Origin of the sequence: Flavobacterium sp. GT3P67 (assembly GCF_004349155.1) — a bacterium.
Classification (GTDB): domain Bacteria; phylum Bacteroidota; class Bacteroidia; order Flavobacteriales; family Flavobacteriaceae; genus Flavobacterium; species Flavobacterium ranwuense.
In genome coordinates, this window is the sequence record NZ_SMLF01000001.1 from 1 (window position 1) to 15,570 (window position 15,570).

Sequence of the window (15,570 nt, forward strand, 5' to 3'; positions counted from 1 at the left end):
GACAGAAACAATAACAAAAATCGTATATAAAACAGAATGAGAAAAAACAATTTAAAATCAATTTTATTAGTTGCTGTATTAATTCCATTTATAAGTTTTGCCCAAATTAAAATGGAAAAAGTGAATTTACTAAATGGAAAAGTCGAATTTAATTCCCCGACAGAATTAACTAAAATGACTGATGAAATGTGGGCATTTAAATATCAAAACAAACCAAAACCAACATTTGTAGTATCAGATAAAAATGGAGGAGTCAATCTTGTTGCGGACACAACAAACCAGTCTGCATCAGAAAGTCAATTGGGCTTATGGAAAGATTTCCAAATTGAACAGTTAAAAAAAAACAGACCTGATTTAAAAGTTTTAAATGGTGGCGTAAAAGTTATTAATGGAAAGAAAGTTGGATATTTTAAATTTATAACACAAGCAATTGATCAAAAAATTTTTAATTATTACTTTTTCACAATTGTTGATGGAAAAATTTTATTATTCACATTTAATTGCATTGAAAAACTGCGAGTTAATTGGGAAAAGTCAGCAGATGAAATTGTATCTTCCCTTAAAACTAAATAAAATTGCTCCTGCCAACACACGTTTCAAGCGATTTGCGGATTTAGTGGAATTACCGTTTTATTTCCTATTTTCGTTCAGCAGAAAATATCCTTCTATAAAGTCTGCAAACAGCTTGAAGCGTGGGAACGCCCAGCTCTGCAAAGTGTTCATTCAACGCATAAATTTATCGTTAATGCTGCAAACGTCTCTGACTTTGCGCCCAGAATAACAAGCAAACAGTATAGTGAATATAAAATATTATCGGCATACAGGATTGGGCACAAAGTCAGAAGACTTCGTACGGCGTGAGGAGCATCCAATACAAATCTACAATCAGAGTCCTTGCGAGGAACGAAGCAAACACACTAACATGAGTGAGCAGATCTACTCGATCATTGGAACGGATCTACTAAATGAGATTGCTTCGTTCCTCGCAAAGACTTTGCGAACGGCATTATCAGTCATGATAAACTATTAGAAACGAAACACTACCTGAAATCTCCATTTTCACTCCTTTAATAATTCAAGCTCAATCCAAAACCCATTCCCATATCACTGTCATAATGCGTAGTAATTCCAAAATTTCTTTTTACAATATAACGCAAACCCGCCATGTATTCTTTGTCCGTATTCCACATTAAATTCATGCGCAATCTTTTGGAAACCGGAATATCCATGCGTTCAAATTGTAACCTGAAATTCCCGTCGGTATAGACTTCTGCTTGTGCTTTGATGAGCATGGGCAACGTATATTCGACTCCGACACTAAAAACGGCACGATTGTCTTTGGTATTGGTTTGACCAAAAAGATTTTCTTCCATTTCTCCCATTTCCATTTTTCGATACCGCCAGTCAAAACCAATGAACGGCATCAACCATTGCATTTTTCCAATGTAACGTCCAATGTGCGTTTCGGTTTCATACCCATGATGATTTTTATACCCCAAACGCCATTCGGTACCAATACTCCACCGCGTGTTTTGAATCATCAGCATTCCATCGTTTCCATTGGTGGCAAAATCATTTTCGGCCATCACATGAAAAGCTCTGTCATCAGCGAATAATTTGCGTTGCGCTAATTTTGGATTTGGAATCAAAGGATTTGGCTCTTGATTTTCATAACTAAAAACCCTTCCCATTCCCGCCATCATGTGATAGAGAATGTGACAATGAAAAAACCAATCGCCTTTAACATTTGCATTAAACTCAATCGTATCAGTTTCCATCGGCATAATATCGATGATGTTTTTCAGCGGTGCGTATGCTTCTTTTCCGTTGAGCACTCTAAAATCATGTCCGTGTAAATGCATGGGATGGCGCATCATCGAACCGTTGAAGAGCACAATCCGGACGTTTTCGCCTTTTTTAATTAGAATTTTATCGGCTTCCGAAACCACTTTATTGTCCAGACTCCACACGTAGCGATTCATGTTTCCTGATAATTCAAACCGCAATTCCTTTACCGGTGCGTCTTTTGGAAGCGTTGTTTTAGTGGGTGATTTTAACATCGCATAGTTCAAGGTCGTGATATCTGAAAGTGCATTAGAGTCATACTGATTATGATTCGCATGATCCTCTTCCTTTTGACTTTTGACTTTCAATTTTTGACTATTTCCAGTAATTTCAGGATACATCACCACATTCATGTCCATTTGATTCAGCGACATTTTCATGCCCATGTCATCTAAATCGCCATTCATTTTCATCATGCCATTCATCATTTTCATTCCTTCAAAATATTTTAATTTTGGCAAAGGCGAAATCAATTGCTTGATACCGTCTCCTAAATACAACGAAGCGGATTTTGTCCGATCCTCCGAAGTGACTAAAAATTCAAAAGCGGTCTTCTCAGCAGGAATAGTCACAACAACATCATAGGTTTCGGATACCGCAACAATCAAACGATCCACTTCAACTGGCTCCACATCATTTCCATCACTGGCCACCACGGTTATTTTCCCACCGGCATACGTTAGCCAAAAATAAGTAGAGGCGCCGCCATTGGCAATCCGCAATCGCACTTTATCACCCGCCTTGAACTGTGAAAGTTGACTTTCATTTTTTCCGTTAATCAGGAATTTATTGTAATACACATCACTTACGTCCATGGCGTTCATCCGTTTCCATTCGTTGGTGGCTTTTGTCTTGAAATGTCCCGCTTTTATGGCTTCGGCATAGCTTTGCGTAGTTCCTTTTTGAATCGCAAACCAATCCGTCGCATTGTGCAACATCCGATGGACATTATTCGGGTTCAGATCCGTCCATTCGCTCAGCATAATTGGAACGGTTGGTAAATCATCAATTCCTTTTCTAAACGTTGTATCATCCGATTTTTTATTCATGATAAAAGAACCGTACATCCCAATTTGTTCCTGCAAACCCGTATGACTGTGATACCAATGCGTTCCGTGCTGGATAATTGGAAAGGTATATTTATGCGTGGTATGCGGTTTGATTGGCATTTGTGTCAAATTAGGTACACCGTCTTCTTTATTAGGCAAAAACAATCCGTGCCAATGCAACGAAGTGTCTTCATTTAATTCGTTGTGTACATAAATTTCGGCAATATCGCCTTCAGTAAAGGTGAGTGTTGGCATCGGAATTTGTCCGTTTACCGCTATTGCTCTTTTAGGCGTATCGCCAAAAGTGACAATGGTATCGCGAACATATAAATCATACCGAACGGTTCTAGGCGGTGCATTTTTCGCTGTTCTTTTAATGGGCTCTGCTTTCACTGTGATGCTGTCTATAGGAGTAGCCACATGATTTTGATGCGTATCCGCACTTGCCGCTTTGGTTTGATTCACGCTGGTTCGCAACGGCATTTGCTTTTTAACAATTGCTTTTGGCACTTGTTTTTTGGCAACTGCTTTTTTTACTGGTTTTTTTACTGGTTTTGCTTTCTCTTTAATTAAATCCATCCCGCATTTGGGGCATTTCCCGGGTTTATTCGCATGAATTTCCGGGTGCATTACACAAGTGTACATTACAGGCTGTGTTTGAAAAATGGATGCTTTTCTGGAAATCGTAATTCCATTTTTATTTTCTGCTTTTGCAAAAGCAGAAATAAGCATCAGGAATACAAGTAGTAGTGTCGTATTTTTCATATTTTTTAATTTCCAAAGAATCTCTTAACTATTTTCTTTAAAGTTTTAAACCGCGCAATCGCAACGCATTGACAATTACGGAAACCGAACTGAAACTCATGGCCAAAGCCGCAATCATTGGCGAAAGCAACACCCCAAAAAAAGGATACAAAACACCCGCGGCAATTGGAATTCCCAATACATTATAGAAAAAAGCAAAGAATAAATTTTGCTTGATATTTCGCATCACGGCATGACTTAAATTCTTGGCTTTGACAATGCCTTGCAAGTCTCCTTTTACCAAAGTAATTTTAGCACTTTCAATGGCGACATCCGTTCCGGTTCCCATAGCAATTCCAATATCGGCTTGCGCCAAAGCCGGGGCATCGTTTATTCCGTCGCCTGCCATGGCTACAATTTTCCCTTCGGCTTGCAGTCGCTTAATTTCTTTCAACTTGTCTTCGGGCAAACAACTCGCTTTAAATGAACTTAAATTCAATTGTGTCGCCACTGCTTTTGCCGTGTTTTCATTATCGCCCGTTAGCATAATTACTTCAACTCCCTGACGCATTAATTCTTTTATGGCTTCGATACTTGTTGCTTTTATAGCGTCAGTTATCGATACAAATCCCACCGCAATTCCGTCAACTGAAATATAAGAAACCGTTTTTCCCAGTTTTTGTTCGGCTGTGATTTTATTTTCTAATTCTTCGGAAACCGTGGCATTCACCTGCTCCATCAATTTTTTATTTCCGAGCGCCACTTTTTTGTTGGTTACTGTTCCAATAACTCCTTTTCCGGAAATCGCTTCAAAATCCTTTACTTCGATTAATGAAACTGCTTTCGCTTTCGCAAAATTTACTACGGCTTGCGCCAAAGGATGTTCGCTGTACTGATTTAAAGATGCAATGCTTTGCAACAAAGAATCTTCGTCATTATTTAAGGAGAATACTTTTTCAATCGAAGGTTTTCCTTCGGTGATTGTTCCTGTTTTATCCGTAATCAGCACATTCACTTTATTCATATTTTCCAATGCTTCGGCGTTTTTTATCAAAACTCCTGATTGCGCTCCTTTCCCAACACCCACCATCACTGACATGGGCGTGGCTAATCCTAAAGCGCATGGACAGGCAATTATCAATACAGCAATCGCATTAATAAATCCATAAACCATTGCGGGTTCAGGACCAAATTGTGCCCAAACAAAAAAAGTAATTACAGATACAAAAACCACAATTGGCACAAAATATTTAGCTATTTTATCCGCTAGTTTTTGAATCGGTGCTTTAGATCTGCTGGCAGTATTGACCATTTGTATAATTTGCGAAAGCAAGGTTTCTGAACCTACTTTTTCAGCAATCATCACAAAGGATTTATTTCCATTTATTGTTCCGGAACTAATGCTGTCGCCTATTTTTTTATCAACAGGAATGGGTTCGCCTGTAATCATCGATTCGTCAATAGTACTTTCACCATCGGTGATTTTTCCATCCACCGGAATTTTATCTCCGGGTTTCACACGCAATAAATCGCCTTTTTTGATGTCGTGAATGGAGATAACCGTATCTTTTCCATCGCGTACCAAAATGGCTTCGGTCGGCGCTAATTTCAACAATTCTTTTATTGCTCCACTCGTTTGGCTGTGTGCTCTGGCTTCGAGTAGTTGTCCCAATAAAACCAAGGTCAATATCACCGTAGTTGCTTCAAAATAGAGCGAAACTGTTCCGTTGTTCGTTTTAAATTCATCCGGGAAAACAGCGGGAAAAAACATCCCAACTAAACTAAATAAAAACGCCACTCCTGTACCAATTCCGATAAGGGTAAACATATTGAGATTCCAAGTAACAATTGATTTCCAAGCGCGCTCAAAAAACATCCAACACGCATAAAAAACGACAGGAAGCGAGAGTAGTAATTGTACCCAATTCCAGTTTGCCGTATCCATAATTTTCATTAATGGATTATTCGGAATCATATCTGACATGGCAATAATAAAAACAGGAACCGTACAAACTACCGCTATTTTCATTTTGCGAACCAAGTCATTATACACCTTATTTTCTTCAGAATCGGTGGGTTCCATTGGCACTAAATCCATTCCGCAAACCGGACACGAACCGGGACCGTCTTTGATAACTTCGGGATGCATGGAACAGGTATACATTGTTTTTGCAGCACTTAATTCTGGAACTTTTTCCAGATTCATTCCGCAAACCGGACAACTTCCAGGTTTATCATAGACTTTTTCGCCCTCACAATGCATCGGACAATAGTATTTGCCTTGTGCATTATTGGGTAAAATTACTGTTGATTTATCTTGTGATTTATTGGAACTGCAACACGATTTCTCGATTGGCTTTTCAGTAGTTCCGTGAGAATCAACCACATTATTCATTGTAATTGTGTAGTTTCCAGCAGCAGTTAAAGCCTCTTGTAATTGAGTAGTCGGAATGTGTTTATCCATTGTTATTGTCGCTATTGGCGGATCCAAAGTAATTGTCGCCTGAATCCCTTCAACTGCATTCAATGTTTTTTCGACTTTGGAACGGCAACCGTCACAACTCATTCCTGTAATGTTATATGTATGCGTCATGATATTGTATATTAAATTATTTATACAAAGTTCCTCCTGAATACAACTTTAACTCTTATACAATTCTGGTTCTCTTTTGTATCTTTTATAGATTGTCGAGAGGATGTCGTTTCTGTTCTTTCAAGTTTTTGAAAAAAGTAGGTGTCAAACCTGTTACTTTTTTAAATTGTTTACTTAAGTGTGAGGCACTGCTGTAATTGAGTTGAAAGGCAATTTCATTCAAACTCAATTCGTCATAAACAATTAATTCTTTGACTTTTTCAATTTTTTGAAGGATATAATATTGCTCAATAGTAGTGATTTCTTGTAACGAAAACAGATTACTGATATAGCTGTAATCTTGCCCAATAGCTGCTACTATATAATCTGACAAATTAGTTTTAAAACGATTGTCTTTGAAATGCACTAATTCTACAATCAGATTTTTTACCTTTTCTACTACCCGGCTTTTTTTATCATCGATGAGTTCAAAACCTAAGGCTACTAATTTCTCATTAAGCTCCTGCTCTTTTCTTTTATTCAAGTCTTCAGAAATTTCCACTTCCCCTAATTCAACCGAAATAGCATGAAGTCCAAACTTTTCCAGTTCAGACTTCACTACCATTATACATCGGCTGCAAACCATATTTTTTATATGTAATTTCAAAATCTTATTTTACAGTTTCTACAATTCTACCGCAATTCAGCATCTCAGAACCAAAATACGGATTCTTAATTTCTTTGGTTTCGCTTATCCAATAACCGTTTTTCCCTTCATTATACATTGGACAATACGCTTGATATAGCTTTTGATCTGTTCCAAAAGTTTTTATTAAATCATTCATATCTTTGCTCAACAGGGCAAAATATTCTCTTTGATGATCCATTTTTCCTGCGTTATCACCAATATGTTTCACATGCTCCTTTGCATCAGCAACAATATCATTGTATTTATTTTTCAGTTTTTTATCTAAAATGGTATTAGAATTCACTTTGTTAAAAGTAGCATGTAATGCTTTTCCAGCATTGGCAGCCCCTTTAGAATCATCTTTTACCAATGCATTTTTAAGCTTTAAATAGCTGCTTACTATTTCATTAATTGTAAACGAAGATTCAGCAATTGTTTTAGTGGTTACAGCAGTATTTTCCGTTTTAACAGCTGTAGTAATCGGATCATTATTTTCCGTTTTTGGCATTTGCGTCACTTTTTCTGTTAGTTCCATACCACATTCCGGACATTCTGCTCCTTTTTTACCTGTAACCTCAGGATGCATCGGACACGCGTACAATTCCGAAGAAGTTGCGGTTGTTTCAGGATTGCTGACTTCCGATTCTTTATTTTTCTGGTTGCAAGAAACTAACACTAATACGAATGTGACTATTGATAGGATTGTATTTTTCATTTAATAAATTTATTAATTGTTGTGACTAATTACGCCATTTTTTGACGACTGTCTTTTTTAAAAACCTATTTGGCACTGATTATCCTTTATTTCATTTTGAAACATTGAAAAAATTATATTCTAAATTCAGATAAAATCCATTTGGCGCAGAACGCAGCATAGAACTGTATAATTCTTGTCTGTAAGCAACATCAATACGCGCTTGGCTGTTGATGATAAATTGAATTGACGGTACAATGTCTAAATACGATTTCCCGTTTTCGTTTAATGTTTGTCCAACAAACTCGACCATTGTATTGATATTTGTTTGTTTAAAATTAGTGTATTTTTTTGGATACATCAATCTTCCAAGCGATAATGTATAATTGGTAGCGTTATCACTTTGTGCTGCCGGATATTTGTAATCCGGCTTATTATCAAACGCTTTTTCAAAGCTAACAGAAGCACTTATGGCCAGTTTTTTTATAAGCTGTGTAGCCACAATCCCAGTTTCAAAACCAGTATTGTGTCCCATAATTTCTATTTGTTCCTGATGAATATCCGCATTATTAAAACTGTATCTTCCAAATGCTGCCATACGAAAATGACTGTGTAAATCATCCGTGGAAAGGAAACGATATTTAGTATAAAAACCAGCTCCTTCAGTAACCAATTGATTGTTTCTATTGCTTACAAATACGGAGGTTCTGACCATCAAGTTTTTATTGATCCCCCAAGTCGCTTCGGGCATTAAATGATAACTATATCCTGATTTCATTTGTTCTTTAAAAATAGATTGTCCCAGACGAATCCCTAATGAACGCGCAGGAATATTACTTGCCGGATCAGTGACTACAAAAAGTTCTTGAGCCGTTATTCCTTGAATAAGAAAAAACGCAAATACTATTAAAAACTTTTTCATTAAATTACAGTTTTAATATGGTAATCGTCTTCATTGTCTAATGGGTAGGACGCTGTTTTTGAAAACGTTTTAAGCAGTTTTTTATGCTCTTTTTGAGTTACATACCCTTTGTCATACACCTTTAATTTTGTTTCCCCGTTACTATTTTTAAGTTCCTCATTCAATAAAACGAAAGTGGAACCGTTTAAAGAAATAGTTTTATCTCCATCTATTTTTAAGCTTTCTGTAGGCACTGTAATTACTAATGAACCGATAAAGAAACCTGCTTTTTCAACACTTTCTTTCAGAACTCTTGGCTTTATTTTACTCTCTTTTTTGAAATAAACCGTGAAGGTATTCGTGTTCAAATCAGTACTCACGCTATCCACACCAACGGTTGCTTTCAGTTGTTTGTTTATAGCATTGGAACACATTGAACAGGTTAAACCTGTAGCAACTATCTCTGCTTTTGAAATTTGAGAATAGGATTTCATGCTTGCTATTAAAACCAAACAAGCGACAGCAATGAATTTTAAATTTATATTTTTCATTTTGCTTTATTTTTTTATTTGCACTATTATTTCTTCTTCGGTTGGATTGATGGCAACCAATTTTCCTGATGTATCAAATAGATACGAATTGGGTAATTCTTCAACTCCAAAAAGCAGTGCTGATTTAGCATCAAAACCTTTAGCATCGATTAATTGCTCGTATGCTAATTTATCTTTTTGAATGGCATTCATCCACTTCGTTTTGTCCGTATCCAGCGATATCCCAACAATTTCGAAGTTGTCATTTTTATATTGATTGTATAAAGGAGCCAACTTTTTATTAGCCAGTCTACAAGGCGCGCACCAAGAAGCCCAAAAGTCAATTAAAACCGTTTTTCCTTTGAAAGAAGTCAAATTTATTGTTGTCTCTTTATTATTTTTAAGTTGAAAATCAGGCAAACTGTCTCCCATTTTCATTTGGGCAGTTGCAGTTGAAATACTGATTATCAAACTGAATAGCAGCATTATTTTTTTCATGTTATATTCTTTTTAAACAGTTATTGAATCGTTTCGACCGTTTTTCCGCAAGTCATCATTTGAGAACCGTAATATGGGTTTTTAACCGCGTTCTCTTTACTCAACCAGTTTGCGCCTTTACCACCGTTTGCCATAGGACAAAACTGAAGATAAACCGGAGTTTCGTATTTAGCCACTTTTATCAATTCGTACATCGATTTTGAAAAAGGAATAAAAAATTCTCTTTGACGTTTGATGTCTTGAGTTTCCGAAATATTCTTGGCACCAGCCATTAAACCGTTCATTTCTTTCATCCAAACGACGTGAACATCCATAGCAAGTTCTTCCATTTTTACTGCATTCAAAGCTGTTAAAACGTCTTTCGCAACAGTAGCAGCCGCTTTTCCATCTGTTTTTACCAAAGCATCTTTCAATAAGAAATAGGTATCAAAAACAACTTTTAATTGCGTATTCACTTGCTGTTTTGCAATTGCAGTATCAGAATGATTGGCGTGGTTTGCATGATTTTCTGCAGCAGCACTTTCCATTTTCATCTCTGTTGAAACGGCTACTTTTGCTTCTCTTTCATATTGACAACATCCATGTAATGCGTCATAAGTAGCATCCGGAGCTAGAAATTTATCGCTGTCATAACCGGCTAAAGCAATGCGTTTCAAGATTTCGTCCTGACTCGTTTTAGAGGAATCATACGTAAGTGTTGCCATTTTAGAATCTTTATTCCACTCGACTTTTGCCACTTTTTTCAGGTTTCCGGCAGTTTCTATCTTGCTTTTACACATGTCACAGTTACCGTATATTTTTACCGTTTCTGTTTTACCGTTTTTAATTTGCGCGCTTGCAATTGTAACTGAAAGCAATAGGATTATTGCCATCAATACTCTTTTTATTGAGTTCATTATATGAATAATTTTGAGGTGAATTAGTCGCAAAAAACATTGAAAACAATAGCCTGTTTCGCTATATTTCAAATTATATTCGACTAAAATTTAATGATTGTAAAGCATAAATGCTTTGAATTGGACAGTCTTTTGGCTGTCATAAAGGAATTTAGCTTATTTTAGGTGGAAGCCAAATAGAACGGAAATCGGAAGAAATAAAGATTTCTGAGTAATAGTAATTTTGTTTTTCAGTAGAAAAACTGAAGAGCTGATTATTCAATTCGGTATAAAACAATGAAGTCAGACCCAAGTAAACAGTTGAGCTATTACAAGAAACATCCTTACAAGCTCCATTACAACCATGATGAGATTTCTCTTTTGAAGACTGTTCTTTTTTACAACATTCTTTTTTCTCCTTTTTCGAAGGAGATTCTTTTTTGCAACATGCCTTCTCCGTTTTTGTTCCACATGCAAAAGCCGCGCTTGGTGTCATAAAGAAACCAAGCACAACTAATAACACTATGTAAAACTTTTTAGACATTGTTTATCTTATATAGATGTGCAAAGTTATAAAATTAACAAATACTGTAAATTAATTCATTCACAAATACGTGTTAAAAACAAATCTTTATTTTCCTTCTCCCAATATCCCATTCATTATGGACTGTAATACTGACAATATGATACTAAAGAACAAGGCCGTCCAAAACGTATCGACACTAAATCCGCCAACAATTTTTGTACATAACAAAATCATAAGTGCATTAATAACCAATAAAAACAATCCTAAAGTAATAATAGTAACCGGCAATGTAAGTATTACCAATATTGGTTTGATAAATATATTAAGTAACCCTAGAACAATTGCTACGATTAATGCTGTAGTAAATCCTGCTACACGAACACCCGGCATAAAGTTCGCAATTAGTAATACTAAGCCCGAAGTGATAAGAATTTTAATCAGTAAATTCATGAATTTTTGTTTTAAAGTTTTAATAAATGTAGTGAAAATTTAAAATTATTACGTTTATTTCAAAAAAGAAGTCACTTTTTGGTAAAATTCGGTTGGGTTTTCGGCATGAAGCCAATGCCCTACATTAGGAATCGTTTCGATGCTTGAATCAGGGAAATGTTGTTTTATGTTTTCAAAATCACTGTCCAGAATATAATTGGAATTTCCGCCTCGAATGAACAACGTTGGTTTCCCGAAAATGAATCCTTCAGGTAAAGGAATTCCAATTTCATCCATTTTTCTGTTAAAAACTTCCAAATTAAATCGGAAGGCGAGTTGTCCCGGCTCCTGCCAAAATAAATTTTTCATTAAGAATTGTCTGGTTCCAAAATCAGGAACATAACTGGCCATGATTTCTTCGACTTCGTTTCGGGCTGGTTTTAATGAAAAATCAACGGCATTCAGTCCCGCCAAAATATCCTGATGGTGTTGCGGATAAAATTTTGGTCCGATGTCAGCAACAATAAGTTTATCAACCAATTCCGGATGTGTCGTTGCCAAAAGCATCGCTACTTTCCCGCCCATGGAATGCCCGATGACATTGATGTTTTCTAAATTATTGGCTTCGCAATACTCGAAGACATCTTGAACCATCACTTCATAACTAAATTCTTCTGAATGTAAGCTTCGGCCGTGGTTGCGTAAATCCAGTATGTGAACCTGAAAATCAGCCGCAAATTGCGTTCCGAGTGTTTTCCAATTATCAGACATTCCCAGAAATCCGTGGAGAATTAAAAGCGGTTGCCCTGAGCCTTCTATTTTTGAGTATAACATTTGATTTTAGATTGCAGATTAACGATTTTAGATTGCAGATTTCTGCATTCATAATTCGTCAATCAATATTCAAAAAAAATTATTTTAATTTTTGCAAATACATATTCACCACATTATCCAATCCCAGATAAATGGCTTCGGAAATCAGTGCGTGACCAATGGAAACTTCTAGTAATCCCGGAATATTTTGTTTGAAAAACTGAATGTTATCTAAACTCAAATCGTGACCTGCATTGATTCCTAGTCCTAATTCATTGGCTAAAATTGCTGATTCCGTATACGGTTTTATTCCATCTGGATTTCCTAAACCGTATTGATGTGCAAATGCCTCTGTGTACAATTCGATTCTTTCGGTTCCAATTTTTTTCGCGCCTTCAATCATTTCGAGAACAGGATCTACAAAAATGGAAGTTCTGATTCCGTTGCGTTGAAATTCCTGAACGATTTCGGTTAAATATGCAGCGTGTTTTATGGTATCCCAACCTGCATTTGACGTTATGGCATCGATTGCATCCGGCACCAAAGTCACTTGCGTCGGTTTTATTTCGAGAACCAGATCGATAAAGGTTTTCTCTGGATTTCCTTCAATATTATATTCGGTGTAAACGATAGATTTTAAATCTCGGGCATCTTGATAGCGAATGTGGCGCTCATCCGGACGGGGATGAATGGTGATTCCTTCGGCACCAAACTTTTGAATATCGGTGGCTACTTTTAATAAATCGGGAACATTTCCTCCACGAGCATTTCGCAAAGTAGCTATTTTATTGATGTTTACACTTAATTTTGTCATTAGAACACTTTTTGATTTTGATACTAGTATTTATTGGAACAAAAATACAAAGTAAAACTTAGGAGATTTTGCTTATTTTTGATTATTTTGCATGAAATATTCCCGATTGATTTATGACAGAAATTACAGAATATATCACCAATGACTTTAAAGCGATTGACAGCCAAGATTCTATTGCGACTGTTCAAGACTTTTTTAGTGAATTACACTTTTCTCATTTTCCAATTATTGAAGAGGGAATTTATATTGGCAGTATTGCATCCGAAGATATAGAGACTTTTGACAGTGATAAAAAAGTAGCGGATTATCGATTTACTCTAGACGGTTTTTTTACCAGAACAAATACGATGTGGCTGGATGTTTTAGAAGTTTTTGCAAAAAACCACACCAATTTAGTTCCCATTTTGGACGAAAACAATACATACGTGGGGTATTATGAAATAGAGGATATTATGAAATTTTTTCATGAAACACCATTTTTAAAAGAACCAGGCGGAATCATTGTTGTCAAAAAAGGAGTTTTGGATTATTCGATGAGTCAAATTACTCAAATTATAGAAAGCAATAACGGAAAACTTTTAGGGCTATTCATCTCTGAAGCGGATATTGAGAGTGTTGAAGTAACTTTAAAAATAACTTTGGGCGCGATGAATGAAATCATTCAAACTTTTAGAAGATACAATTATGAAATCATATCGGAACATCAAGAAGATAATTATATCAATAATTTAAAAGAGCGCTCTGACTATTTAGACAAATACCTTAATATATAGTTTTCGTTTAACCGATTATTTGTTTAATCGATTAAACGCCAAAATAAACATATCAACATTAAACGATTAAACAAAAAGATGAAAGTAGCTATCTACGGTCAATATTATCAAAACAGCACAGAACCCATCATAAACGACATCTTTGTTTTTTTTAACAAAAACAATGTAGAGATGATTATCGAGTCTCATTTTTTATTGATGCTTAACGACCGGAAGATTGTAGAAAAAAAATACAAAACGTTCACATCCCATACGGAGCTGGATGCTAGTTTTGATATGCTGATAAGCATAGGCGGGGATGGAACTATACTAAGAGCCGCAACATTAGTCAGAGATTCCGGCATACCAATTCTAGGTATAAATGCAGGCAGGTTAGGTTTCTTAGCTTCTGTACAAAAAGAGAATATTGCATCGTTTATGCAATTTGTTATCGATAAAAAATATACGATTTCTAAAAGAGCATTATTGAGTTTAACGTGCTCGCCTCCGAATGAATCCATTGAAGAAATCAATTTTGCCATGAATGAAATTACGGTAAGCCGAAAAGACACCACTTCGATGATTACGATTGACACGTACTTGAATGATGAGTTTTTAAATTCCTATTGGGCTGACGGTTTAATCATTTCTACACCAACAGGATCCACAGGATATTCCCTTAGCTGTGGTGGTCCAATTTTGACCCCTGATGTAAAAAGCTTAGTCATTACTCCTATTGCTCCTCATAACCTTACTGCCAGGCCACTTGTAGTCCCGGATGAAACTGAAATCCGATTAAAAGTTTCGGGAAGAGAGGAATACTATTTGGTCTCCTTAGATTCCAGAGTTACCTCAATAAAAAACGAATCGATTCTGACTTTAAAGAAAACCCCTTTTCAAATTAACATGGTCGAAATTCCCGAAGAAACATTTTTGAAAACACTTCGCAGCAAATTACTTTGGGGAGAAGACAAAAGGAATTAAATCATTTTAATCAAACGCTATACGATTTTATCAATTTTTCCCGTTTTAGTGAAACAAATATTCATTTAGTGTGCGTTTAGCAGTTAATTATTAAAAAAACACACATTTAACTCAATGGGTATTGAATCGAATTGATAATTATTATATTTGCACGCAATTTTTGATTAAATGAACAAAAAAATTTATTTGTTTTTTTGCTTTTTCCCTTTTATGGCTCTCCATGCTCAGATACATGAGGTTGGTGTGTTTTTAGGCGGAAGCAATTTCATTGGAGATGTTGGCCCTACAACTTATGTTTCGCCAAATGAACCTGCTTTCGGATTGCTATACAAGTGGAATAAAAGTGCCAGACATGCTTATCGCTTTTCTTATACACAATCAAAAATCGTTTCAAATGATTTAGATTCAAAAGAAGCCGGTAGAAACCAAAGGGGCTATCGTTTTGAAAACGGCATAAAAGAAGTATCTTTAGGCCTTGAATTCAACTTTTTTGATTTTGATCTTCATGATTCCAGTACTAAAATCACTCCTTATGTGCATTCAGGCATAAGTTATTTTAGACATGATGAATTGTATGTATTGAACGGGGAAACTAAAAAAGAGAGAAACACAGGTTCATTTGCAGTGCCAATGACTCTAGGAATAAAATCAAATATTACTCCTAGTTTAATATTGGCTGCAGAAGTTGGCGCAAGATATACTTTGACGGATAATATAGACGGAAGTAATCCAAAAAATAAAAATTTGGAAACACTCCAATTTGGAAATATAAATAATAATGATTGGTATGTTTTTACAGGAGTCACTTTAACGTATACCTTTGGAAATAAACCCTGTTATTGTGCAGAATAAAAAA

At 35.9% G+C, this 15,570-nt stretch carries 16 protein-coding genes; 4 read left to right on the forward strand and 12 right to left on the reverse strand.

Annotated elements, in window-relative coordinates; translation table 11 throughout:
- Window positions 1–36 precede the first annotated feature (36 nt).
- Window positions 37–573 carry a hypothetical protein gene (locus E0H99_RS00005; RefSeq protein ID WP_131990217.1) on the forward strand — a complete coding sequence of 179 codons (537 nt, stop codon included), beginning with the start codon at window positions 37–39 and terminating at the stop codon, window positions 571–573.
- Window positions 574–1,067: 494 nt separating this feature from the next.
- Here E0H99_RS00005 and E0H99_RS00015 read toward each other — a convergent pair whose 3' ends face one another.
- The 12 genes from E0H99_RS00015 to E0H99_RS00070 all read right to left on the reverse strand — a co-directional run bounded on the left by E0H99_RS00015 (window position 1,068) and on the right by E0H99_RS00070 (window position 12,978).
- Entirely contained in the window at window positions 1,068–3,659 is a 2,592-nt protein-coding gene (locus E0H99_RS00015) for a multicopper oxidase domain-containing protein (protein WP_131990219.1), read from the reverse strand.
- 37 nt (window positions 3,660–3,696) lie between these two features.
- The gene (locus E0H99_RS00020; protein ID WP_131990220.1) at window positions 3,697–6,231 is read right to left on the reverse strand and encodes a heavy metal translocating P-type ATPase; all 2,535 of its coding nucleotides are present in this window, start codon (window positions 6,229–6,231) and stop codon (window positions 3,697–3,699) included.
- Between the two features lie 85 nt (window positions 6,232–6,316).
- Window positions 6,317–6,877 (reverse strand): helix-turn-helix domain-containing protein, encoded by a 561-nt coding sequence (locus tag E0H99_RS00025; RefSeq protein WP_240723415.1) that lies wholly within the window; start codon window positions 6,875–6,877, stop codon window positions 6,317–6,319.
- Between the two features lie 4 nt (window positions 6,878–6,881).
- Window positions 6,882–7,613, reverse strand: a complete 732-nt coding sequence (locus tag E0H99_RS00030; protein WP_131990222.1) for a DUF3347 domain-containing protein — start codon at window positions 7,611–7,613, stop codon at window positions 6,882–6,884.
- Window positions 7,614–7,704: 91 nt separating this feature from the next.
- A complete protein-coding gene (locus E0H99_RS00035) occupies window positions 7,705–8,514 on the reverse strand; it encodes a hypothetical protein (RefSeq protein WP_131990223.1) in 810 nt (269 codons plus the stop codon).
- A complete protein-coding gene (locus E0H99_RS00040; protein WP_131990224.1) occupies window positions 8,514–9,044 on the reverse strand; it encodes a heavy-metal-associated domain-containing protein in 531 nt (176 codons plus the stop codon). Before E0H99_RS00040 ends, E0H99_RS00035 begins: the two co-directional genes overlap by 1 nt.
- A gap of 6 nt (window positions 9,045–9,050) precedes the next feature.
- Window positions 9,051–9,521, reverse strand: coding sequence for a TlpA family protein disulfide reductase (locus E0H99_RS00045; protein WP_131990225.1), 471 nt, complete (start codon window positions 9,519–9,521; stop codon window positions 9,051–9,053).
- Between the two features lie 20 nt (window positions 9,522–9,541).
- Window positions 9,542–10,417: a DUF3347 domain-containing protein gene (locus E0H99_RS00050; protein WP_131990226.1), complete on the reverse strand. Its 876-nt coding sequence runs from the start codon at window positions 10,415–10,417 to the stop codon at window positions 9,542–9,544.
- A 151-nt stretch (window positions 10,418–10,568) separates the two neighbouring features.
- A complete protein-coding gene (locus tag E0H99_RS00055) occupies window positions 10,569–10,940 on the reverse strand; it encodes a hypothetical protein (RefSeq protein WP_131990227.1) in 372 nt (123 codons plus the stop codon).
- A gap of 87 nt (window positions 10,941–11,027) precedes the next feature.
- The gene (locus E0H99_RS00060) at window positions 11,028–11,372 is read right to left on the reverse strand and encodes a phage holin family protein (RefSeq protein ID WP_131990228.1); all 345 of its coding nucleotides are present in this window, start codon (window positions 11,370–11,372) and stop codon (window positions 11,028–11,030) included.
- Window positions 11,373–11,426: 54 nt separating this feature from the next.
- Window positions 11,427–12,185, reverse strand: coding sequence for an alpha/beta fold hydrolase (locus tag E0H99_RS00065; RefSeq protein ID WP_131990229.1), 759 nt, complete (start codon window positions 12,183–12,185; stop codon window positions 11,427–11,429).
- A gap of 79 nt (window positions 12,186–12,264) precedes the next feature.
- A complete protein-coding gene (locus E0H99_RS00070) occupies window positions 12,265–12,978 on the reverse strand; it encodes a pyridoxine 5'-phosphate synthase (protein WP_131990230.1) in 714 nt (237 codons plus the stop codon).
- Window positions 12,979–13,091: 113 nt separating this feature from the next.
- Here E0H99_RS00070 and E0H99_RS00075 point away from each other — a divergent pair, with 113 nt between their 5' ends.
- From E0H99_RS00075 to E0H99_RS00085, 3 genes are all read left to right on the forward strand, one after another.
- Window positions 13,092–13,751 carry a CBS domain-containing protein gene (locus E0H99_RS00075; protein ID WP_131990231.1) on the forward strand — a complete coding sequence of 220 codons (660 nt, stop codon included), beginning with the start codon at window positions 13,092–13,094 and terminating at the stop codon, window positions 13,749–13,751.
- A gap of 78 nt (window positions 13,752–13,829) precedes the next feature.
- Complete coding sequence (locus E0H99_RS00080) at window positions 13,830–14,714, forward strand: NAD kinase (RefSeq protein WP_131990232.1); 885 nt, start codon at window positions 13,830–13,832, stop codon at window positions 14,712–14,714.
- Between the two features lie 168 nt (window positions 14,715–14,882).
- A complete protein-coding gene (locus E0H99_RS00085) occupies window positions 14,883–15,566 on the forward strand; it encodes a DUF6089 family protein (protein WP_131990233.1) in 684 nt (227 codons plus the stop codon).
- Window positions 15,567–15,570: the final 4 nt, after the last annotated feature.

Bases quoted from the DNA above. Each gene is read 5' to 3' on its own strand.
- E0H99_RS00020 (WP_131990220.1), bottom strand. From the start codon at position 6,231: ATGACGCATACATATAACATTACAGGAATGAGTTGTGACGGTTGCCGT.
- E0H99_RS00080 (WP_131990232.1), top strand. From the start codon at position 13,830: ATGAAAGTAGCTATCTACGGTCAATATTATCAAAACAGCACAGAACCC.
- E0H99_RS00035 (WP_131990223.1), bottom strand. From the start codon at position 8,514: ATGAAAAAGTTTTTAATAGTATTTGCGTTTTTTCTTATTCAAGGAATA.
- E0H99_RS00045 (WP_131990225.1), bottom strand. From the start codon at position 9,521: ATGAAAAAAATAATGCTGCTATTCAGTTTGATAATCAGTATTTCAACT.
- E0H99_RS00055 (WP_131990227.1), bottom strand. From the start codon at position 10,940: ATGTCTAAAAAGTTTTACATAGTGTTATTAGTTGTGCTTGGTTTCTTT.
- E0H99_RS00015 (WP_131990219.1), bottom strand. From the start codon at position 3,659: ATGAAAAATACGACACTACTACTTGTATTCCTGATGCTTATTTCTGCT.
- E0H99_RS00030 (WP_131990222.1), bottom strand. From the start codon at position 7,613: ATGAAAAATACAATCCTATCAATAGTCACATTCGTATTAGTGTTAGTT.
- E0H99_RS00005 (WP_131990217.1), top strand. From the start codon at position 37: ATGAGAAAAAACAATTTAAAATCAATTTTATTAGTTGCTGTATTAATT.
- E0H99_RS00075 (WP_131990231.1), top strand. From the start codon at position 13,092: ATGACAGAAATTACAGAATATATCACCAATGACTTTAAAGCGATTGAC.
- E0H99_RS00065 (WP_131990229.1), bottom strand. From the start codon at position 12,185: ATGTTATACTCAAAAATAGAAGGCTCAGGGCAACCGCTTTTAATTCTC.
- E0H99_RS00085 (WP_131990233.1), top strand. From the start codon at position 14,883: ATGAACAAAAAAATTTATTTGTTTTTTTGCTTTTTCCCTTTTATGGCT.
- E0H99_RS00060 (WP_131990228.1), bottom strand. From the start codon at position 11,372: ATGAATTTACTGATTAAAATTCTTATCACTTCGGGCTTAGTATTACTA.
- E0H99_RS00050 (WP_131990226.1), bottom strand. From the start codon at position 10,417: ATGAACTCAATAAAAAGAGTATTGATGGCAATAATCCTATTGCTTTCA.
- E0H99_RS00070 (WP_131990230.1), bottom strand. From the start codon at position 12,978: ATGACAAAATTAAGTGTAAACATCAATAAAATAGCTACTTTGCGAAAT.
- E0H99_RS00040 (WP_131990224.1), bottom strand. From the start codon at position 9,044: ATGAAAAATATAAATTTAAAATTCATTGCTGTCGCTTGTTTGGTTTTA.